This window comes from Corynebacterium phocae (assembly GCF_008693075.1).
In the GTDB taxonomy this organism is placed as follows: Bacteria; Actinomycetota; Actinomycetes; order Mycobacteriales; family Mycobacteriaceae; genus Corynebacterium; species Corynebacterium phocae.
In genome coordinates this window covers 329,492-348,377 of record NZ_VXKJ01000043.1, presented here as the reverse complement: position 1 = coordinate 348,377, position 18,886 = coordinate 329,492, and the positions used below count along the sequence as shown (strand labels likewise).

At 59.5% G+C, this 18,886-nt stretch carries 22 protein-coding genes; 13 read left to right on the top strand and 9 right to left on the bottom strand.

The annotated features are described in order from the left end of the window. The first annotated feature begins 171 nt into the window (after positions 1-171). The 4 genes from F4V58_RS08370 (at position 172) to F4V58_RS08355 (ending at position 5,307) form a co-directional block, all read left to right on the top strand. On the top strand, positions 172-1,935 hold the full coding sequence (locus tag F4V58_RS08370) for a cell division protein PerM (RefSeq protein ID WP_075735045.1): 1,764 nt from the start codon (positions 172-174) through the stop codon (positions 1,933-1,935). A gap of 48 nt (positions 1,936-1,983) precedes the next feature. Then, on the top strand, positions 1,984-2,613 hold the full coding sequence (purN, locus tag F4V58_RS08365; protein ID WP_075735043.1) for a phosphoribosylglycinamide formyltransferase: 630 nt from the start codon (positions 1,984-1,986) through the stop codon (positions 2,611-2,613). A gap of 9 nt (positions 2,614-2,622) precedes the next feature. Next, the gene (purH, locus tag F4V58_RS08360; RefSeq protein ID WP_075735041.1) at positions 2,623-4,161 is read left to right on the top strand and encodes a bifunctional phosphoribosylaminoimidazolecarboxamide formyltransferase/IMP cyclohydrolase; all 1,539 of its coding nucleotides are present in this window, start codon (positions 2,623-2,625) and stop codon (positions 4,159-4,161) included. A 240-nt stretch (positions 4,162-4,401) separates the two neighbouring features. Beyond that, on the top strand, positions 4,402-5,307 hold the full coding sequence (locus F4V58_RS08355) for a hypothetical protein (protein WP_075735039.1): 906 nt from the start codon (positions 4,402-4,404) through the stop codon (positions 5,305-5,307). A gap of 87 nt (positions 5,308-5,394) precedes the next feature. Here F4V58_RS08355 and F4V58_RS08350 read toward each other — a convergent pair whose 3' ends face one another. From F4V58_RS08350 to rpmB, 6 genes are all read right to left on the bottom strand, one after another. Continuing rightward, the gene (locus F4V58_RS08350) at positions 5,395-6,087 is read right to left on the bottom strand and encodes a TetR/AcrR family transcriptional regulator (protein WP_075735037.1); all 693 of its coding nucleotides are present in this window, start codon (positions 6,085-6,087) and stop codon (positions 5,395-5,397) included. Positions 6,088-6,176: 89 nt separating this feature from the next. Then, positions 6,177-6,959: a hypothetical protein gene (locus F4V58_RS08345; RefSeq protein ID WP_075736643.1), complete on the bottom strand. Its 783-nt coding sequence runs from the start codon at positions 6,957-6,959 to the stop codon at positions 6,177-6,179. 226 nt (positions 6,960-7,185) lie between these two features. Continuing rightward, positions 7,186-7,434: a 30S ribosomal protein S18 gene (gene rpsR / locus F4V58_RS08340; RefSeq protein ID WP_075736641.1), complete on the bottom strand. Its 249-nt coding sequence runs from the start codon at positions 7,432-7,434 to the stop codon at positions 7,186-7,188. A gap of 20 nt (positions 7,435-7,454) precedes the next feature. After that, positions 7,455-7,760, bottom strand: a complete 306-nt coding sequence (gene rpsN / locus F4V58_RS08335; protein WP_075735035.1) for a 30S ribosomal protein S14 — start codon at positions 7,758-7,760, stop codon at positions 7,455-7,457. Between the two features lie 3 nt (positions 7,761-7,763). After that, positions 7,764-7,928: a 50S ribosomal protein L33 gene (rpmG, locus tag F4V58_RS08330; protein ID WP_006822996.1), complete on the bottom strand. Its 165-nt coding sequence runs from the start codon at positions 7,926-7,928 to the stop codon at positions 7,764-7,766. 3 nt (positions 7,929-7,931) lie between these two features. Beyond that, positions 7,932-8,168: a 50S ribosomal protein L28 gene (gene rpmB / locus F4V58_RS08325; protein ID WP_075735033.1), complete on the bottom strand. Its 237-nt coding sequence runs from the start codon at positions 8,166-8,168 to the stop codon at positions 7,932-7,934. Between the two features lie 774 nt (positions 8,169-8,942). Here rpmB and F4V58_RS08320 point away from each other — a divergent pair. The 7 genes from F4V58_RS08320 to F4V58_RS08290 all read left to right on the top strand — a co-directional run bounded on the left by F4V58_RS08320 (position 8,943) and on the right by F4V58_RS08290 (position 14,570). Then, positions 8,943-9,212, top strand: a complete 270-nt coding sequence (locus F4V58_RS08320; protein WP_075735031.1) for a type B 50S ribosomal protein L31 — start codon at positions 8,943-8,945, stop codon at positions 9,210-9,212. 15 nt (positions 9,213-9,227) lie between these two features. Then, positions 9,228-9,401, top strand: coding sequence for a 50S ribosomal protein L32 (rpmF, locus tag F4V58_RS08315; protein ID WP_075735029.1), 174 nt, complete (start codon positions 9,228-9,230; stop codon positions 9,399-9,401). A 384-nt stretch (positions 9,402-9,785) separates the two neighbouring features. Beyond that, positions 9,786-10,487, top strand: a complete 702-nt coding sequence (locus F4V58_RS08310; RefSeq protein WP_075735027.1) for a response regulator transcription factor — start codon at positions 9,786-9,788, stop codon at positions 10,485-10,487. 161 nt (positions 10,488-10,648) lie between these two features. Then, on the top strand, positions 10,649-12,022 hold the full coding sequence (locus F4V58_RS08305) for a HAMP domain-containing sensor histidine kinase (protein ID WP_245802970.1): 1,374 nt from the start codon (positions 10,649-10,651) through the stop codon (positions 12,020-12,022). A gap of 135 nt (positions 12,023-12,157) precedes the next feature. Beyond that, a complete protein-coding gene (locus F4V58_RS08300; RefSeq protein ID WP_084559743.1) occupies positions 12,158-13,588 on the top strand; it encodes a S1C family serine protease in 1,431 nt (476 codons plus the stop codon). Positions 13,589-13,644: 56 nt separating this feature from the next. Then, positions 13,645-14,283 carry a MogA/MoaB family molybdenum cofactor biosynthesis protein gene (locus tag F4V58_RS08295; RefSeq protein ID WP_084559742.1) on the top strand — a complete coding sequence of 213 codons (639 nt, stop codon included), beginning with the start codon at positions 13,645-13,647 and terminating at the stop codon, positions 14,281-14,283. Positions 14,284-14,321: 38 nt separating this feature from the next. Continuing rightward, entirely contained in the window at positions 14,322-14,570 is a 249-nt protein-coding gene (locus F4V58_RS08290) for a hypothetical protein (protein WP_075735023.1), read from the top strand. A 26-nt stretch (positions 14,571-14,596) separates the two neighbouring features. On the opposite strand, the gene mscL is transcribed toward F4V58_RS08290, so the two are convergent. The 3 genes from mscL to F4V58_RS08275 all read right to left on the bottom strand — a co-directional run bounded on the left by mscL (position 14,597) and on the right by F4V58_RS08275 (position 16,556). Continuing rightward, complete coding sequence (gene mscL / locus F4V58_RS08285; RefSeq protein ID WP_075735021.1) at positions 14,597-15,034, bottom strand: large conductance mechanosensitive channel protein MscL; 438 nt, start codon at positions 15,032-15,034, stop codon at positions 14,597-14,599. A gap of 128 nt (positions 15,035-15,162) precedes the next feature. After that, complete coding sequence (locus F4V58_RS08280) at positions 15,163-15,951, bottom strand: SAF domain-containing protein (protein WP_075735019.1); 789 nt, start codon at positions 15,949-15,951, stop codon at positions 15,163-15,165. Between the two features lie 44 nt (positions 15,952-15,995). Next, positions 15,996-16,556, bottom strand: coding sequence for a 5-formyltetrahydrofolate cyclo-ligase (locus F4V58_RS08275; protein ID WP_075736635.1), 561 nt, complete (start codon positions 16,554-16,556; stop codon positions 15,996-15,998). A 55-nt stretch (positions 16,557-16,611) separates the two neighbouring features. Here F4V58_RS08275 and F4V58_RS08270 point away from each other — a divergent pair, with 55 nt between their 5' ends. Together F4V58_RS08270 and glp are read left to right on the top strand one after the other, a co-directional pair. Then, the gene (locus tag F4V58_RS08270) at positions 16,612-17,541 is read left to right on the top strand and encodes a UTP--glucose-1-phosphate uridylyltransferase (RefSeq protein ID WP_075735017.1); all 930 of its coding nucleotides are present in this window, start codon (positions 16,612-16,614) and stop codon (positions 17,539-17,541) included. Between the two features lie 15 nt (positions 17,542-17,556). Continuing rightward, a complete protein-coding gene (gene glp, locus F4V58_RS08265; RefSeq protein ID WP_075735015.1) occupies positions 17,557-18,876 on the top strand; it encodes a molybdotransferase-like divisome protein Glp in 1,320 nt (439 codons plus the stop codon). Positions 18,877-18,886 lie beyond the last annotated feature (10 nt).

The window sequence follows — 18,886 nt, the reverse complement described above, 5'->3', positions numbered from 1 at the left end:
AGCAAGCTGTTTGCTGTTGCACACCGGAGTGCAAGAAACCGAAAACTGTTTACCCCCTTGTCCCCGCTACTCCACGGCCTTGGCCAGCCCCCTAAATATCGGATAACTTTAAGGCTCGTTCCGCCGTGCCGTCCAGAGGTCACGGCGTCTTCGTGGCAAAGTGGAAAGACAATGAACAGAAAAACCAGCCCTACTTCGCGTTCCGGCCGCCGTCAGTCATCAGCCTCACGGGGCGGCGCTAGCCAACCTGCCGCCCCCCGCGCAAAGCGTAACGCCGTTTCCCGCGTGGCCACCAAGGTCCGTGACAACGCGCAGGCACGGGTGGATACCCGGCAGTTGTCCATGCCGGCCCGCATCAGGCGCGGTGTTTTGTCAGTACTAGTAGCTGACGGGGCCATGTTTGCCCTCATCGTGGCCGTGTGCCTGGCCGTCGTGCTGCTTACCGCCTCGCCCATGGCCTGGTTGCCCACTGCCATCGCCCATTCCTGGATGGTGGCCAACGGTGTGGGCGTGAGCGCCGCGGATATCCAGCTGGCGTTCGTGCCGCTGCTGCCCGCCGTGTTGCTGTTTGTCATGGTAGCCCGGCGGGTCTACACGGCCGTGCGCAAACGGGTGAGCATCACGGATCTGGGGATCCTGCTGGCCTCCGTGGTTATCGTCCCCTTGGCCTTTGGGCTCACCGCTTGGTTCATGCTGTGGGACGCCGCCAAGGTTTATGACACCCTGCCCCCACCGCTTGTTCCGGCTTTAGTCAAGATTGTTGTCTTTCACCTTCTGGCCATGGCAGTGGGAATGTCACCCCGGTTGTGGCGGGCGCTTGCCCGGCGCTACAACGTCCCGGCCTTTATTGTGGACTCAGCCGTGACGGCCATCCGCTTTTTGGGCTTGCTAGCCGCGCTCTCCGCCGTGGTGGTTCTGGTGCTCTTCGCGGCCGGCTGGGACCGCCAGCTCACGCTGCTGCAGGAGTACCCCAACCTTTCCGGTCTGGGACTAACCAGCATCATCGCGCTGAGTATCGCGTACATCCCCAACGCCATCATCGCCGTGGGCACCGTCTTGCTGGGCGCGGAGTTCCACATTGGCAACGCCAGCCTTTCCCTGTTTGACACCCACCTGGTTGCCCTGCCTCCGCTGCCTATTGCCGCAATTGCCCCGGGCAGTTCCGCCGCCTGGGCGCCAGTCCTGCTGGTGCTGCCCTTGCTCGCCGCTCTGGCGGCGGTCTGGCGCAGCCGCCCCACCATCCTGCAGGCACTGGCCACCGGTGCGTGGGCCGCGGTCTTTAGCGCCTTCATCGCTTGGCTGGGAACCGGAATGATGGGCTCCTACGGGTTCATCGGCCCCATGTTCTGGCTTACCGTGGGCCTATCCGCTGCCTGGACCGCAGGCATCGGTCTGGCCGTGGCCATGGCCTGGATGGTGGCCCACCGCAACGGGCACGCGGGTGCGCAGGATATCCAGCAAGACGCCGAACTTCCAGCAGATACCACGGACACCCAGGCCGCGGCGGAACCGGGAACCGATGAGGCAGAGCCCGCGCAGGCCCCCGTAGATTCCGCACAGGAAGACGATCCCGCAGGCGCGGAGGATAGCCCGGCTCCGGAAGCAGCTGCGGCCGCGGCTACAGACCAGGAACTCGAGCAGGACCCCATAGCCGAAGATGATACCGAGATTATCGGCGTCACCGGGGTAGCGGGGAACGGCGCGGACGCCGGGGCAAGCCCAGGCTCCCCGGGTGCAGGGAAACGGATAGAAGAAACACTGATTCTGGACGGGGAAATTGTAGAAACGCGGCCCACTGCCACCCCACCGGCCGCAGGGTTGAATGACACCCTGGACCTGGAAGACTCCAACCCGCCTGCCGCCGGGGAGGTCATCGAGCACGATGAATATGATGAGCCTGGAAGCCAGGGCAATACACCCGCGGGGCGCGGCTGAAATTTTTTCCTGTGGCGGGCGGTTTCCAAAAAGCCCCTGGCAGCGTCTATGATTTCCGTTGTGACTTCCACAGTTAATACAACATCACAGCAGCCCTTGCAGGTGGCAGTTTTAGTCTCCGGTACGGGCTCACTTTTGCAGAACATCATCGAACACCAAGATGACCGATATCAGGTGGTCAAGGTTGTGGCTGACGTGCAATGCCAAGGCATTGAGCGCGCGCAAGCCGCCGGCATTGACACTGAGGTTGTTGAGTTGGGCAAGGGCCCAACCACTAACCGCGAAGAATGGAACCACCGCTTGGCCGCTGCCATTGGGCAGCCGGACGCGGTGGTTTCAGCCGGTTTTATGAGGGTTCTGGGTGCGGGGTTCCTAGAGAAGTTTGAGGGCCGCGCCATTAATACCCACCCGGCCTTGTTGCCGTCGTTTCCAGGCGCCCACGGCGTGCGTGACGCCCTGGCGTATGGAGTGAAGGTAACGGGATCTACTGTCCACTTCATTGACAGCGGCGTGGACACCGGAAAGATCATCGCCCAGCGGCCGGTCACCGTGCTGCCGGCAGATGATGAATCCAGCCTGCACGAGCGCATCAAGGAAGTAGAGCGTGAGCTCATTGTGGAAGTCCTGCGCCACGCCCGCATTGAGGGCAACTGCCTAGTTATCACCCCCATCTCTTAAAGGAGCACCATGACCGACATCAAACCCATCAAACGCGCCCTTATCAGTGTTTATGACAAGACCGGGCTGGAGGATTTGGCCCGCGCGCTTGACTCCCAAGGCGTGGAGATTGTCTCCACCGGTTCTACCGCCGGCAAGATCGCTGAGCTGGGCATTGACGTGACTCCGGTGGAAAAAGTCACCGGGTTCCCGGAGTGCCTGGAAGGACGCGTCAAGACGCTACACCCCAAGGTCCACGCCGGTATTTTGGCGGATACCCGCAAGGAAGATCACCTGAGCCAGCTCGCGGAGTTGGGAGTGGAGGCCTTCCAGCTAGTTGTGGTCAACCTTTATCCTTTCCGGGAGACGGTGGCTTCTGGCGCTAGCTTTGATGAGTGCGTGGAGCAGATTGATATTGGCGGGCCTTCCATGGTGCGCGCGGCGGCTAAGAACCACCCCTCGGTGGCAATTGTGGTGGAGCCAGCCCGCTACACCGAGGTCATCGAAGCGGTTAAGGAGGGCGGCTTTAACATCGCGCAGCGCCGCGAGCTGGCACGGGATGCGTTCTTGCACACCGCCGATTATGACGCCGCCGTGTCCGCCTGGTTTGTAGAGCAGCTTTCCGATGCCTCTGTTGGCTCCGCTTCTAAGGCCCTGCGTTACGGGGAGAACGCCCACCAGGCCGCCACCGTCCGCAGCACCGGCACCACCGGCGTGGCCAACGCCCAGCAGTTGGGAGGCAAGGAGATGTCGTATAACAACTACCAAGACGCCGATGCCGCCTGGCGCGCCGCCTGGGACCACGAGCGCCCGTGCGTAGCCATTATCAAGCATGCCAACCCGTGCGGTATTGCGGTATCCGATGAATCCATTGCCGCCGCCCACCGCGCCGCGCACGCGTGTGACCCCCTATCCGCCTTTGGCGGCGTGATTGCAGTTAACCGCGAGGTAACCCGCGAGATGGCCGAGCAGGTCAAGGACATCTTCACCGAAGTAATTGTGGCGCCCTCCTTTGAAGATGAGGCCGTGGAAATCCTCAAGACCAAGAAGAACCTGCGGATCCTGGTAGCAAAGCACGAAGCCCCAACTGAGGAAATCAAACACATCTCCGGCGGGGTGCTCACCCAGGAACCGGACACCTACCAGGCCGCCGGCGATAAGCCGGAGAACTGGGAGCTTGCCACCGGTGAGCCCCTGAGCGATGAGGACTTGGCGCAGCTGGAATTCGCGTGGCGGGCAGTCCGCGCGGTAAAGTCCAACGCCATTTTGCTGGCCAAGGACAATGCCACCGTGGGCGTGGGCATGGGCCAGGTCAACCGCGTGGACTCGGCCAAACTGGCCGTTGAGCGCGCCAACTCACTGGGTGATGGTGAGAATCGTGCAGAGGGTTCCTTCGCGGCATCGGACGCGTTCTTCCCGTTCGCCGACGGCCTGCAGGTACTCCTTGACGCCGGCGTGAAAGCCGTGGTGCAGCCGGGTGGCTCCATCCGCGACGAGGAAGTCATTGCGGCGGCCAAGGCCGCCGGGGTCACCATGTACTTAACCGGCACCCGCCACTTCTTCCACTAGGAGTTAACGCGCCTAGTGCCACCGTCAATCCCCGCCGTGACCTCCCGGTCGCGGCGGGGATTGCCATAGGTTAGCGGGCCACCACGGCCGTACTAACAGCCGTTTTTCACACGGCGCACCTGCGCTGCGGCGAACCCGGCCGGGCAAGTGGCTTGGAACACTGGCGGGCAAACATGACATACTAGGCACTACTGATTTTTCCATCTCATACTCAGACCATTGGGGAGCTTAAGACCACTTATGACGCCACCTAATTCACACACAGCGGGCGGTTCCGGCAAAGGATCCAAGGCAACCGGCCAATCAGGGGCCGGGCGCGGTGCACACTCCAAGCCCGAGCCGGGCTATGACTGGTCGCAGGATGGTCACACCGCAGAGATGAACATCCCCACCGAGGCCCTGGGCCCAGAGCCCCAGCCCCGGCCGCGCCAGGAGTTCCCACAGACCGCTGCGTACCAGCAACCGCCACAGGCTCAGTATCAACAACCTCAGCAGGTGCAGTACCAGCAGGCCCCGCAGTACCAGCAACCGCAGTACCAACAACCGCAGTACCAACAACCGCAGTACCAGCAGCCCGTGCCCCCCGCGCAGGTTCCGGTGGCCCCTGCCGCGCCGCAGCGTTCCGGCGGCGGCGGGGCAGTAGTGGCCCTAATCACGGTATTGCTGCTGGCCCTCGTGGCGGTTAGTGGGGCTTATCTTGCCTACCGCATGGGCTTTTTCGGTAACGCAGGTGCACCAGAGCCAGAACCCTCGGTAGTGGTTGTTACCGAGTTCGAAGAACCTACGTCTGTCGTTGAAGAACCAACCACCGAGGCACCCGCGGAGACCACCCCGGAAACTACCGCAGTAGAAACAACCACCGCAGTAGAAACAACCACCGCGCCGGCCACCCCGGAGGACGCGAACGCCCCGGCAGCCCCGCCGGCAAGGTACATCAACTACGTGCCCGCCAATGAAATGACGTCGGAGGAATTCGCAGGCGTGGTGTACCAAGCGTTTACCCAGGCCCGTGAGGAAACAGGCCGCACCAACGTGGCTATCACGGCGGTGTCCCCGGTGACAGGGTTTGCGTATGAAATGTTTTGCAGCGGCGCTGACATTGTGCGCTGCGAGGGCGGAGACGGCGCTAAGGTTGACATCTGGTAAGAACCGGTGCCACCGCTAGACCGCAACAACCCCAAGGTTTTTAAAAACCTTGGGGTTGTTTCTTTTGACTGCTTGTTAGTTCTTGTCCTACTTGCTCTTGGCGGGGGCCTTGAAAGTGTCCTTGCGGTGCTTGAGCAAGTCCAACGTGGCCTGGTAGCGGTCCTCGGGCGGTTTGGCACCCAAGACCGCTAGGACCGCGTCCGCCAACATGCAGGCCGTGTCCGGGATGGATTGCTGGGCCACGTACGGGGGTGTGCCGTTATTGGGGCGCATCTCAATAACGGACAGCGCGATGTGGAAAGGCAACTCCACGCGCGGGTCATCTTCCCCCACAATCTCTTGGGCAAGCTCCCGGAAGTTGTTCTGCAAGGTCGTGCGCGCTTGGTGGTATTCAGCAAACTCTTCAGAGTTGGCCACAGGCAGCTGGTATAGACGCCCTACGTTCCAGCCGCTGGTAAGGAGCAACCGGACCTCCGCCGCAACAAGAGCCCAGAGGCGTAACTCCGGGGCGGCGTCACTGGCGGAGAGCTCTTCCGCCAAGTGCAGCGAGGGCTCAATGGTGGAATTGAGCAGCGTGAGAAAGATTTCGGTCTTGGAAGGGAAGTGGTAGTACAACGAGGCCTGCCTGATTCCAACGGCCTCAGCAATTTGGTGCGTAGAAGTGGTGGCAAAGCCCTGGGTGGTAAACAGCTCCGAGGACGCGTCCAAAATTTCCTCGCGGGCGGTGCTTCCGCGCCTGCGAGGGCTTTGTTTACGCGGCCTGCCCACAGCTCCAGCCATAGATGAAAAATCCCTTCAAAAAGGGGGCGTCACGGACGCCCAGTCAATTGCCTTAACAAAACAACAATATACGAACCTACCGGATTTGGTTAGTGGCGGACCTTTATCGAATCAAAGGCCCCGGCCACCATCCAGCAAGCCGCCCCGTACGCAGTCCTATCCAGCGCGGCTAAGTCCCGGACCTGAAGCTCCCGGGAGTAGACGTCCACGCCGTCTAACCAGTTTCGGTAGTCCAACGCCAACCCGGTTTTCCACGCCTGGTTGAGGGATTCGAATTCCTCGGGGGTTAATAGCTCCCTCTCCAAGCCTATCGCCAGGCGGTCCGGGGTGGGGCGCGGAGAAGGCGCAGCCCACCGTGCCAAGGACTGGATGGGTAACAGGAGAAAAGCTTTGAAGTCTACCGCTTGCGTGGGGTCGGGCAGCCCGTTAGAGATCTGCACGGCCGGTGGTCGCTGCTCCAAGGCGGCACGAAAGAGCTGTTTTTCTCCGTCGATACCTACAGGAAGCCCTGAGTCCACGCGATGGGGCAGGCTATCTTTGGCTTGCTCACCCTTGATCCCAACGGCGGAAAGCAGCTCCTCCAACTCCGGGCTGGAACCCAACCACCGGACGGTGGCCGTGGGGGAGGCGTCCCCCAGCGCCACGGAGCCGGTCAAGCGGACTTCGCCCGTATGCGGGGCCAGCGCGGGGGAGCGCACCACATCGCTCAACAGCCGTGAGTACCACGCGGAAAGCGCAGTTTCCTGCTCGCGGTGGAACAAAGCGTTGCGGATTAAGTCTGTGGCCTCCGCCAGAACCCCTTTGGCGGTGGCTGTGGTACTACAGCGCGCAGCTTGCTCGCCTAGGTCAAGAAGTGATTGATGCAAAGCCATGGTGTTGCCGGACCTTTCCACGTGGAATAACGGTTCCACCTTAGCAATCAAATGCACCGGGACTCGACTCAGCCCGGAAAGCCAGCAAGGAACCCGAACCCGGGCTCACGCCAGCCTGTGCGGTGGGGGTTGGTTAGAAAAAGCAAAAGCCACCGCGTTTCCTTGAACAGGAAACGGGTGGACTTACTTGAGTCACAACGCTGTTTTGAAAACCCTCGCTAGAAAATTAGCGGGTGGTGAAAGGCAGAAGTGCCATTTCACGAGCGTTCTTTACCGCAGTAGCAACCTGACGCTGCTGCTGTGGGGTCAGACCCGTTACGCGACGCGAACGAATCTTGTGTCGATCAGAGATGAACAGACGAAGGGTCTTGGTGTCCTTGTAATCGACGGTCTCGATGCCTTCAGCCTTGAGAGGGTTCTTCTTAGGGCGACGAGACTGTTCCATGCGGAACTTCTTAGAGTTATTGCGCTTAATAGCCATTTTCAGTCTCCTCTTTACCAGCTGGACTTACGGACGCCAGGCAGCTCACCACGGTGAGCCATGCCACGCATACGGACACGGGACAGACCGAACTTACGCAGGTAACCGCGTGGGCGGCCGTCGGCTGCGTCACGGTTACGAACGCGGGACTTGGAGGCGTCACGAGGCTGACGGTTCAGCTCGAACTGCGCATCCAAGCGCTCTTCGTCGGTAGTGTTCGGGTTTTTGATAATTGCCTTGAGCTCAGCGCGACGCTCCGCGTAGCGGGCGACGATTTCCTTACGCTGCTCGTTCTTAGCAATCTTAGACTTCTTAGCCATAGATTAACGCTCCTCGCGGAATTCGACGTGCTTGCGGACTACAGGATCGAACTTCATCAAAGAAATACGGTCCGGATTGTTGCGCTTATTCTTGCGGGTCACGTAGGTGTAACCGGTGCCCGCAGTGGACTTAAGCTTAATGATTGGACGGATATCGTTACGTGCCATCTTTTAGACCTTCTCTCCTCGTGCGCGGATCTTTGCAACAACGGATTCAATTCCGTCGCGGTCAATGATCTTGATGCCCTTGGTGGATACAGTCAGGGTGATGGTGCGGCCCTCGGAGGGCAAGTAGTAGCGACGACGCTGCACATTGGGGTTCCAACGGCGCGAAGTGCGGCGGTGCGAGTGCGAGACCTGCTTGCCGAACTCCGGCTTGCGGCCCGTTACTTGGCAAATAGCCGACATGGGTCTTCTTTCTCTTTGCAACCCGAACAATGCTTCCTTTTAATCCACCATTAAACATTGCGTGAGGTGCAATCGCGCTACAAAATGTGAGGTTGAGCGCCATAAATGGTGGTTGAAACACATTGTGACGGGCATTAAACGTACATTGTGACAACAGCAATGGGAAATATTACATGCTACCGACCGGTTTTGCCTAATCTCACCTAATCTTGCCGGGTGGCTGTAATCCCTGTGGTGGATGTGGCCATCTGAGGATTGTAGCGTGAACAATCTTCCTTACCCGTTTGTATAGCCGCCCACGGTGCGAAGCTTGTATGGGCGCCCACGGTGCAAAGATTGTATAGCCGCCCACGGTGCGAAGCTTGTATAGCCGCCCACGGTGCGAAGCTTGTATAGCCGCCCAGGGTGCAAAGCCGCCGCGCGTGCCATAGCTGCCTGCGGGGCGGTTGGGGTGCTGGGGTTTATCCGTAGGCGTTCCCGGCGTGGGTTGTAGGAATTTTCCAAATCAGCATCAAAGCGCTAAAGTATGTAAAGTTGCTGACCATTCGGCGATGGTGTTTAGCGAGCTCGTGCGAGTTCGCCTGACTCCTTTGCTGGTGGGAGGTCATTTTGTACATTTATACATCCCAACTCGAGCACGATCTTCTGCTTGAATTTTCGGTTGGATCACTTAAGGTGTTGCCCAATTTTGGTGGCGTAGTTCCCGGTGGCCGGCCGTTGTGTTCAATAAGCTAGAAGAACCGACTCGAAGTTCAACCCTGAGGGAAGATTTATATGAAGAAAGATATCCACCCGGATTACCACCCCGTGGTCTTCCAGGACGCGGGCACCGGCTCGCAGTTCCTGACCAAATCAACCGCCTCCTCTGACCGCAAGGTCGAGTGGGAAGACGGAAATGAGTACCCACTTATCGTTGTTGACGTTACCTCTGAGTCCCACCCATTCTGGACCGGTGCACAGCGCGTAATGGATACGGCCGGTCGCGTCGAGCGCTTCAACCAGCGCTTCGGTGGCATGGCTCGCCGCAAGAAGAAGAACGCGTAAGGAGGATAAGGAAAAATGGCTGTACCTAAGTTTAAGAAGTCCCGTGCGAACACGCACTCCCGTCGCTCCCAGTGGAAGGCTGACAATGTTGCCCTCCAGGAAGTCACCATTGATGGCCAGACTGTACGTATCCCACGTCGTCTAGTTAAAGCTGCCAAGCTTGGGCTAGTTGACGTAGAGCAGTTCTAGTCCCCAGACCTGGATTTTAAAAAATCCACACCGCACCCCGGTTTGCCGGGGGTGCAAAATAGTCTAAAGACTTGGAAAATATCCCCGATTTAAGTGCCAAGAGCACTGTGTCGGGGATTTTTTCTTGCTCGTCCTTGGGAAAGCTGGGCAATCCGTCTGGCTTATACCGGGCTTTTGTGGTGTAGACCATACAATCAGAGTAAAGTCGAGGGTAGGGTTAAAGGTATTGACGGCTCGGGAGTTTAGGCTCCCCGCTAGGTCCGTAATTTACACTTTGCGAAGCGAACTTAAAGAAGTTACATTTTGTATTGTTGAACTTATAAACGACATTTCTATTTTAATTATTTTTAGGCACACAACGATGAGTGAGGAACGATCAAGGTTATGAAAATTCTTGTAGTGGATGATGAGCAAGCCGTACGCGAGTCTTTGCGGCGCTCTTTAAGCTTTAACGGCTATGACATCACGCTTGCTGGTGACGGTGTTGAAGCAATCGACATGGTCCACCGCGAAAATCCGGAACTGATTATTCTTGATGTGAACATGCCCAATATGGACGGTTTGGAGGTTTGCCGTGCTCTTCGTAGTGAAGGGTGGGGCCGCCCCATTCTTATGCTGACGGCTCGCGACGGTGTCTCGGACCGCGTCGCGGGACTGGATGCCGGGGCGGATGATTATCTGCCTAAACCCTTCGCATTGGAGGAGCTCCTAGCGCGCGTGAGGTCTTTGGTACGCCGCGCTGCGGCGGACGCCGCCGCAAGGTCTTCTGCTGAACCTGCATCACGCTTGGACTTTGAAGACCTGGTACTCGACGCGGATACCCGCGAGGTATCCCGTGGAGGGCGCAGTATTTCCCTTACGCGCACGGAGTTTTCTTTGCTGCAGTTGTTGATGGAAAATCCGCGTAAAGTGCTGCCACGAAATACCATTCTCGAAGAGGTTTGGGGCTACGGGTTCCCATCCTCCGGCAATGCCTTGGAAGTCTATATCGGATATTTGCGCAAAAAGACAGAAGCAGACAACGAACCGCGTCTTATCCATACCGTGCGCGGGGTGGGCTACGTTCTTCGGGAGTCTAACCCGTGATACTGAGGAGGCCTGCGGAGACGTCTTTGGCTTCCTCTAACGCTCCCGGGGCCTCTTTAGCCGGCCCCTGGGAGCATTCTAATGGTTGGGAACCGCGTGCGCCTTTGCGGTGGCGTTTCTCGCTAACCACCGGTGTTGTGGTGGCTATCGTAGTCGCCGTCGTGACACTTGCCACTTATGCAACTGTCACCGCGTTGTTGACAGCCAGGGTGGATATGGCCCTCGAGGAAGACGCCACGTCCCTTTTGGGAATGTCAATGAACGCCGACTCCCCAGAGGAATTGGGGGAATTGGTAGACGAATACCGTGCATTTCACCCGCGGTCGCGGACGTCAATCGAGCCGCCTCAGTGGGCTTTCGCTTATGGTGACTCGATCCCCTTGGGGGGAGCTTTCCGTGAGTCCGGTGGCGGTATTGAGACTTCTATTAGGACCATCGGTGATGAGCGAGTGGTGGTCAAGCGTCACTCTTCCGGTGCTACGGTGGCACTGGCCCGGGATATGACTGATACCCGTGCCATGGTCGCAACTCTAGGGACCGTGCTGGTCACCTTGGCTGCGGCTGGTATCCTGCTTGCCATCATGGCTGGATTGGTGGTCTCTAAGGCTGGACTTCGGCCGATTACCAGATTGCAGCGGGCCGCAGATTACGTCACGCAGACCAATGACTTGCGTCCAATTATGGTTGTTGGCACTGATGAAATGGCGCAGCTAACCCTGTCTTTTAATGAGATGCTAGCGGCGCTTCAGGAAACACGTACTCGGCAGTCCCAGTTCGTCGCGGACGCAGGTCATGAGTTAAAGACGCCGCTAACGTCTATGCGCACCAATATTGAGCTGTTGATGATGGCCAATCAGTCGGGCAACTCCGCATCCATTCCGGAAGAAGACCGTCGGGAGTTAGAAAAAGATGTCATTGCCCAGATGAACGAGCTTTCCACTCTCATCGGGGACCTAGTTGACCTGGCCCGTGAAGACGCCTCCCAAAAGAAGACGGAAAAGGTGGAGCTGCACGAAATCGTGGGCACCTCGTTATCCAGGGCTAGGCGCCGCCGCCCCGATGTTGATTTCCAAGTCCGGATTGAGCCCTGGATATTGGAAGGTGATGAGTTCTCCCTCGCCCGGGCGGTATTGAACTTGATTGATAATGCCGCCAAGTGGTCGCCGCCCTCAGGAACCGTGCGGATCTCGATGCGGCAGATCAATGACAGTACCTTGCGCCTCCGCGTTGATGACTCTGGTCCGGGTATTCCCGCGGAGGACCGCGAAAAGGTATTCGAACGTTTTTACCGCTCCGCTGAGGCGCGCTCAATGCCTGGCTCTGGACTTGGTTTGGCAATTGTTCGGCAGGTTATCGAACGTCACGAGGGCAGTATCCGCGTGCTAGATTCACCCGATGGCGGTGCCCGCCTAGAGGCACTGTTCCCGGGGTACCGTGGTGAAGGGGAAGTGGATAGCGACCCGGGATTCCTGAACGCTGAGGACGGCAACGAGCGCAAAAAGATTTTCGCTGAGCGGTGGTTCAACCAGGATTAAGGCAAGTGTGATCGGACGTATTTTCGGTGTCTGTTCAATCTGCCGGCCGCGTTTCCGGATTTTATCCAGGTTTTCCTATGGAATTATCAGAGTGAGGTCAGTGGCTCCCCAGAACTGTGAGGAATACTTCTTGTCATGAATTTTATGCGTCCACAAAGAAACCGGCGTCAAAGTGAGGACGCCGCTACAGAGAGTACTTCCACCCCCAACTGGGCTCCCGAGCACGGACGTGGTGATAGCCGTGGCTATGGCGGGCAGGGTTCGCCTAGTCACGAGCCTAGTTCCCAGGACTTTTCCGCGGCTCGAAACGGTGACGTTAGACCCGGGGCACCGTATTCCCGGTGGGGCGCAGCGCACCACAGCGTTGGCAGGCACCACGCGGACCCCATGAATCCTATTGCCCCGGTCTACGCCCCGGCTGTCGCCGGAGAGGGCATGGGGGGAAGTCCCGCTTTAGCCGCTGTTCACCAGCGGAAACCAAAGCGCTCAGTGGGGCTTGGCACCGCATTAGCGCTGATGCTCACAGGTTCTGTCGTGGCCGGTTCAGTGGTCGGTTTAACCTTCGCAGAGCTCAACGATAGCGGCCACGGTTCCGACCCCGCTGCAGTCAACGAGGTCCTTAACCGGCCCGTGGCTAACGACAAGCCGGTAGCTCCCGAGGGCTCCATCGAACAAGTAGCTGGACGAGTGCTGCCGGCTGTGGTGGCCATTCAAGTGGCTACGGACAGGGCTATGTCCGCTGGCTCTGGTTCCATCATCTCCCCGGATGGCTTTGTCTTGACCAACCACCATGTGGTGGTTGGCGCTGAGCAAGGCGGGGTGATGCGGGTTACCTTGAACAACGGCGCTAAGTATGAGGCGGACGTGATTTCCTCGGACGCGAATACGGACGTAGCCGTCATTAAAATCCGTGGTGCCCAGGATCTGCCTTTCCTGGAATTCGGGGACTCCAACCAACTTGTGGTGGGCCAGCAGGTGGTGGCGGTCGGCTCACCACTGGGGCTCAACGCCACGGTTACCTCCGGCATTGTTTCCGCCGTCAACCGCCCGGTGCGCGCATCCCAGCAGGGCGGTGAGTCCTCACTCATCGACGCCGTGCAAACGGACGCCGCCGTCAACCCGGGTAACTCTGGTGGGCCGCTGGTGGACATGAACGGCAACCTGGTGGGCATGAACTCCATGATCGCCTCCTTGTCGCCCGTGAGCGGGATGGAGGCGGGCTCCATCGGTCTAGGCTTTGCTATCCCCGCTAACTTTGCCAAGCGGGTGGCAGACCAACTTATCAACGAAGGTCAGGTGCGTCACCCTATGCTGGGGGTCCAGGTTTCGGGACGCCGGGTAGTAGATGGCGCGCAGATTGAAGGAGTTGAGCCCGGAAGCCCGGCCGACGCGGCTGGGCTGGAAGCCGGAGACATTGTCACCAGGCTCAATGACCGCACCGTGGACTCTGCGGATGGGCTCATTGCTGCCACTCGGTCCCAGGATTTCGGGGCCACGGTCACCTTGGAAGTTCTCAACGAACGCACTAGGGAGCTACGAACGGTAGAAGTAACGCTGACAAACTAGTAGCGTTAAAGACACGCCACCGAAAACCTATTTCTACCTACTTCGCAGGAGCTCACATGGACCATTTTGACCAGAACGAAAAAGAGGATCAAGCCTCCGCTTCACCTCGAACTCAGTTCCCCACTGATGAATTGCGGGAAAAGAACCTCTCCGCGTTACTGGATATCGCCGATCCGGATGATGAGTTCTTCCGCGCCACGGAGCGGGAAGGAAAAACTAAGGCCAGCCGGCGGGCCCTGGCAGTAATTGTCACGGACCACCCGGAGGGCAAAGCTGAGTCAATTGCCACTTTGGTCTCGGAGCTGCTGCATGAGGCGGATTTCCGGGTGGACGGTTGCGTTACCGTGAAATCTAAGAAGACCAAGATCCGCCAGGCCATTGAAACGGCTGTGGTGGGCGGCGTTGACTTGGTGGTCACTATCGGCGGCACTGGTGTGGGCCCGCGCGATAAAACGCCCGATGCCACCGCGGCAATCATCGACCAGATGGTTCCGGGAATTGCGCAGGCGCTGCGGTCATCCGGCCAAGCCTGTGGAGCAGTGGACGCGTGTACCTCGCGTGGAATCTCCGGGGTGTCCGGGTCCACGGTGGTAGTGAACCTGGCTGAAAGCCGCCCGGCTATCCGCGACGGTATGGCCATGGTTCCGCCACTAGTACACCACCTCATTGACCAGTTACAGCGCTACGACGTCTAGTTCACACGTAGGTTCTAGGAGTTAGGTTAAGGTCCAAGATGTCAGATCACCCGCCCACACCCGGTAGGAAAGTGCGCCGGCGCGCAGTTCGCCCCTCCACGGCAGTGGATTATGACCGCCACGCCGACGACCCCGGTTTTGTTACCGCTTTCGCAGACGACGGCGCCCGGGCGGTAATCTTTGAAGACTCCGCCGGAGACATTCGCGAGGAACCGGAGTCAGCCGAAAAAGGGGGACTTGACGCGGAGTTCTACCGCGCGCAATTCCCCCCGCACTACGGGAGCTAGAGCCCTACCGGCTGAGTTGCTGCCTCCTATTTCAGGGGGCTGGTGGTTTGATCTAGTGCGGCTGTGGCCTGGCCACCGTTTTTGAGCAGGTCACGGATTTCGGCGAGTAGCTGCTCGGTGGTGGGGGCGGGGTCCTTAGGGTCTACATCTTTGTCATCCTTGGTCAGCTCACTGAGCTTGTTCATGGGGTTGATGATGATGAAATAGACCACGCCGGCCACAATGAGGAAGTTCAGGATGGCTGTGATGACGGCGCCAAAGTCCAGCATGGTGGAGGGGTCACCGGAGCGGATCTGAAAGCCCAGGCCGGATACGTCCGCGCTGCCAAAAGAAGCGATGATGGGGTTGATAAGGTTGTCTGATACCGCGTTGACAATGGCGGTGAAGGCACCGCCAATGATGACGGCGGTGGCCAGTTCAATGACGTTGCCGCGCATGATGAAGTCTCTGAAGCCTTTAAACATTTCTTTCCTTTTAGTTCGATAAATCGGGGCACCTAAACCGGGAATTGGCTGGCCCATAGTTAGAGGTCTTGGATCACGTGGTTTCCAATACCGTTTCGCAGTTACGCTACCTCACCGCTTAAGACGCGCTAGCTATTGGCGTCAGTCCTGTGCGCGATACCGCCGCTAGCGCGCGGCCCCGTAATCATCACGGTCAGGGGCCGGATAAGCGACGTGGCCGCCACCTCCTGTGCAGCAGCGGGGGGAAGTGCCACCAAGATGGTCGCGTTGCGCGGACCTGAGCCGGAGCCGGGAAGCGTGGTGGTGACTATCTTGCCGCCCCTGGCAATGGTCTCCCCGCCGGCGTCTTCGGCCGGTGCCACGATGGCCACCTCATCACCGTGGTGGAGCAAAGCTATCAGGTCCGGCTCCGCCAGCGGGATGGGGACCAGGAAAAGCCCCGTTGCCGTAGCTGGCGGTGGCTCGCCCCCGGCGGAGCCGAGTTGGTCCCCGGATACCTGGGTGCCCCCGGATACCTGCGCGCTCCCGGATACCTGAGCGCTCCCGGAACCCGCAGATCCCGCAGGTCCCAAATCCATGGCCGTTAGCTCCGGGCTGAGTAAACGGGAGTCCGTGATAATCTCCCCAGAGTTTGCCGCGGCCACCAGCACGCTGCCCACTGGAGGGACATCTACTGCGGAAGCCGGAAGCAAGCTGGCGGGGACGCGGCGCGAAGCCACGTCCTCCGCAGTGATCACGTGGCCGGCCTCCACGTCACGGCCAAAGACTAACGCAGTGGGCATATCCCGGCGCGAAAGCGCTGCAGAAACCACCGCCGCCAGCAGTAAAATACCGGCCAGGCCGCGCCGGATAAACACGCTGCGGGACCTACCCGGGGTGGTTAGGGTTTGGGCCAGGCTAAACTTTTTCGAGCTCATGGCACATATTAGACCCACCTTGGGCGCGGAAGGTTCCCCGCCCGTTATTGCCGGAGGTAGTGGACCGCGCTCGGGGTGATGACAATGTCCACCGGCCGGTCGTGGGGCTCTACCGGTATATCCGCGTTTATCTCCGAGTCAAAGAGCAGCACGGCGGTGCAAGTAGCGGTTGTTGCCAGCGCCCGGTCATAGTAGCCACCGCCCTTGCCCAGCCGGTAACCTTCCGGAGTTACGCCCAAGGCGGGGGTGAAAATGAGGTCAAGTTCATTCAAAACCGCGTTGTCGCGCCGTGGGCCGGTGGGTTCTAAGATGCCCAAGGCACCGGGGCGCAAGGAGCCCTCGCCCTGGTAGGTTGCCCAGGAAAGCTGCCCGTGCGCACCAGAGACGGGCAGCCAGAGCTGGCGGGTGACCTGATAGAGGGTATCGGCAAAGCTAGGCCCGCCCGGCTCTGTGGCCAACGGGGAGTAGGCTGCCACCTTCTTGTCCCGGGCCAGGGCGCAGACCTGCGCCACCAGCGCGGCGTTGGCCTCCGCGCGCGCCTGGGGCGTGAGGTTTTTCCGGCCGGCCAGCAGCTGGGCGCGAAGTTGGGACTTTTGGTAACTCACACGAACCACACTAATAGTTACCAAACACTCACGCTTCACACGGTAGGCTGGAAACATGCCTATCAAATCCAATGACGCACAAGACAATGGCTATCACGGCGTGAAAACTGTGGTTGTCCCCGCTGCGGGGATGGGGACCCGCTTTCTTCCGGCCACCAAGACGGTGCCTAAAGAGTTGCTCCCCGTGGTTGATACCCCGGGTATAGAACTTATTGCGGAAGAAGCGGCCACGCTAGGAGCCACGCGCCTAGCCATTATCACGGCACCAAAAAAGCAAGAAGTTATGCGTCATTTTGATGAATTCCCCGAGCTAGTACGCACCCTGCGCGCGCGTGGAAAGGAAGAGCAAGCCGTCAAGGTGGAAAGAGCCGGCAAGTTGATAAAGCCAGTTTCCGTTCCACAGGAAGAACCGCTGGGGTTGGGCCACGCCATTGGGTTGGCGGAGGACACCCTGGACGATGATGAGCAGTTCTTTGCCGTCATGTTGCCCGATGACATTGTCATGCCAGCCACCGTGATGGGGGAGATGGAACGCGTGCGCCGCGCGGTAGGCGGCTCAGTGTTGTGCGCTTTTGAAGTGTCTAGGGAGCAGACCGCTGACTACGGAGTCTTTGACGTGGAAGACACCAACGCCCCAGGCGTGAAGAAGGTAAAAGGCATGGTGGAAAAGCCAGATCCCGCAGACGCGCCTTCAAACTTGGTTGCCACCGGCCGCTACATCTTGGACCGCAAGGTTTTTTCCGCGCTGCGGCGGATCAAGCCAGGCAAAGGTGGGGAAATCCAACTCACCGACGCCATTGAACTGCTCATCAGGGAAGGCGAGCCCGTCCACGTGGTGGTGCACCGGGGAACCCGCCACGACCTAGGTAACCCGGGCGGGTACATCCCGGCCTGCGTGGATTTTGGACTTCGCAATGAGCAGTACGGCCCGGCGCTGTACAAGGACTTGAAAGACATCATCGCGCGCTACGAGGCGGAACTTTAAAAAAGGGGCATTGTCATGCGCTCAGTTGAGGAACAACTAGATCTAATCATGGCTTCTGCCACCACTCCGGAACCGGTGCGGATAGCTATTGCCAACGCACTGGGGCTAATGAGTGCTGAGGAAGTCCAGGCGCACCAGCCGCTACCCGGTTTTCCGCAGGCCGCCATTGATGGCTACGCGGTACGCGCGGTGGATATCGGCGGCGCACGGGCATTGTCCGCACGGACCAACCCAGCCCGCACTGAGGGCCAGGACGCGGGTGCTGAAGCAGATGCCCCTCCGCAGCCAATGGAAGCGGAAGTGGAGCGCTCCCTCCCCGTTGTTGGAGAAGTCCCCGCTGGGTCTCATAAGCCTTTGCGGCTGCAGCCCAAACAGGCTGTACGCGTCTATACAGGTGCGCCCCTGCCCATGCTGGCCGACGCAGTGGTGCCCCTGGAATGGACAGATCGTGGAACCAAACGCATGACTGCCCACCGGCCGGTGCGCTCCGGAGATTTCGTCCGGGGCGTAGGTGATGACATCCAGCCGGGGGACGTGGCGGTGTCTACCGGCACTACGCTCACCCCGGCGCACATTGGCCTCCTAGCTGCGGTGGGTAGGTCGAAGGTCTTGGTTAACCCCAAGCCCCGCGTCACCGTGGTGGCCTTTGGCAAAGAACTCATAGATGTGGGCCGTGAGCCCGGATTAGGGCAGGTATACGACGTAAACTCCTACGCCCTAGCGGCTGCCGCTAGGGAAGCGGGGGCGGATGTCCACCGCGTAGGAATAGCAGAAGGAGAACCCAGGCGGCTACGCGAAATCCTGGAGGCACACCTCACCCGTTCGGAAATTCTGGTGGTCTCCGGCGCGGTAGGCGGTGAAGGGGCCCGGGAAATCCGTGAGGTCCTTGGCCGGCTGGGGGAGCTTGATACCCGACGTGTGGCCATGCACCCCGGATCCGTGCAGGGCTTCGGGGTACTGGGCGAAAACCGTGTGCCAACGTTCCTAGTCCCGTCAAACCCGGTTTCCGCGTTAGTCATCTTTGAGGTATTCATACGCCCCCTTATCCGCACGGCGCTAGGAAAGCGCACCGGGGCGCGCCGGGTCGTGCGCGCCAGGGCTCTCAACCACATCGAGTCCCGGCCGGGCCGTCGCGGCTACATCCGCGCCCGGCTTATGCGCGACGCCCAGACCGCAGATTACCTGGTGGAAGGCCTGGGCGGTGCCGGTGGTGCGCCGGCCCACCTGTTAGCGGGACTATCGGAGGCCAACGCCTTTATCCGCGTTCCGGAGGATGTAGATTACGTGCGCCCGGGAGATATCGTTGACGTGTTGTTTATTACCCAAAGCACCTAGGGATACTACC

Bases quoted from the DNA above. Each gene is read 5' to 3' on its own strand.
- F4V58_RS08370 (WP_075735045.1), top strand. From the start codon at position 172: ATGAACAGAAAAACCAGCCCTACTTCGCGTTCCGGCCGCCGTCAGTCA.
- purN (WP_075735043.1), top strand. From the start codon at position 1,984: ATGATTTCCGTTGTGACTTCCACAGTTAATACAACATCACAGCAGCCC.
- purH (WP_075735041.1), top strand. From the start codon at position 2,623: ATGACCGACATCAAACCCATCAAACGCGCCCTTATCAGTGTTTATGAC.
- F4V58_RS08355 (WP_075735039.1), top strand. From the start codon at position 4,402: ATGACGCCACCTAATTCACACACAGCGGGCGGTTCCGGCAAAGGATCC.
- F4V58_RS08350 (WP_075735037.1), bottom strand. From the start codon at position 6,087: ATGGCTGGAGCTGTGGGCAGGCCGCGTAAACAAAGCCCTCGCAGGCGC.
- F4V58_RS08345 (WP_075736643.1), bottom strand. From the start codon at position 6,959: ATGGCTTTGCATCAATCACTTCTTGACCTAGGCGAGCAAGCTGCGCGC.
- rpsN (WP_075735035.1), bottom strand. From the start codon at position 7,760: ATGGCTAAGAAGTCTAAGATTGCTAAGAACGAGCAGCGTAAGGAAATC.
- rpmG (WP_006822996.1), bottom strand. From the start codon at position 7,928: ATGGCACGTAACGATATCCGTCCAATCATTAAGCTTAAGTCCACTGCG.
- rpmB (WP_075735033.1), bottom strand. From the start codon at position 8,168: ATGTCGGCTATTTGCCAAGTAACGGGCCGCAAGCCGGAGTTCGGCAAG.
- F4V58_RS08320 (WP_075735031.1), top strand. From the start codon at position 8,943: ATGAAGAAAGATATCCACCCGGATTACCACCCCGTGGTCTTCCAGGAC.
- rpmF (WP_075735029.1), top strand. From the start codon at position 9,228: ATGGCTGTACCTAAGTTTAAGAAGTCCCGTGCGAACACGCACTCCCGT.
- F4V58_RS08310 (WP_075735027.1), top strand. From the start codon at position 9,786: ATGAAAATTCTTGTAGTGGATGATGAGCAAGCCGTACGCGAGTCTTTG.
- F4V58_RS08300 (WP_084559743.1), top strand. From the start codon at position 12,158: ATGAATTTTATGCGTCCACAAAGAAACCGGCGTCAAAGTGAGGACGCC.
- F4V58_RS08295 (WP_084559742.1), top strand. From the start codon at position 13,645: ATGGACCATTTTGACCAGAACGAAAAAGAGGATCAAGCCTCCGCTTCA.
- F4V58_RS08290 (WP_075735023.1), top strand. From the start codon at position 14,322: ATGTCAGATCACCCGCCCACACCCGGTAGGAAAGTGCGCCGGCGCGCA.
- mscL (WP_075735021.1), bottom strand. From the start codon at position 15,034: ATGTTTAAAGGCTTCAGAGACTTCATCATGCGCGGCAACGTCATTGAA.
- F4V58_RS08280 (WP_075735019.1), bottom strand. From the start codon at position 15,951: ATGAGCTCGAAAAAGTTTAGCCTGGCCCAAACCCTAACCACCCCGGGT.
- F4V58_RS08270 (WP_075735017.1), top strand. From the start codon at position 16,612: ATGCCTATCAAATCCAATGACGCACAAGACAATGGCTATCACGGCGTG.
- glp (WP_075735015.1), top strand. From the start codon at position 17,557: ATGCGCTCAGTTGAGGAACAACTAGATCTAATCATGGCTTCTGCCACC.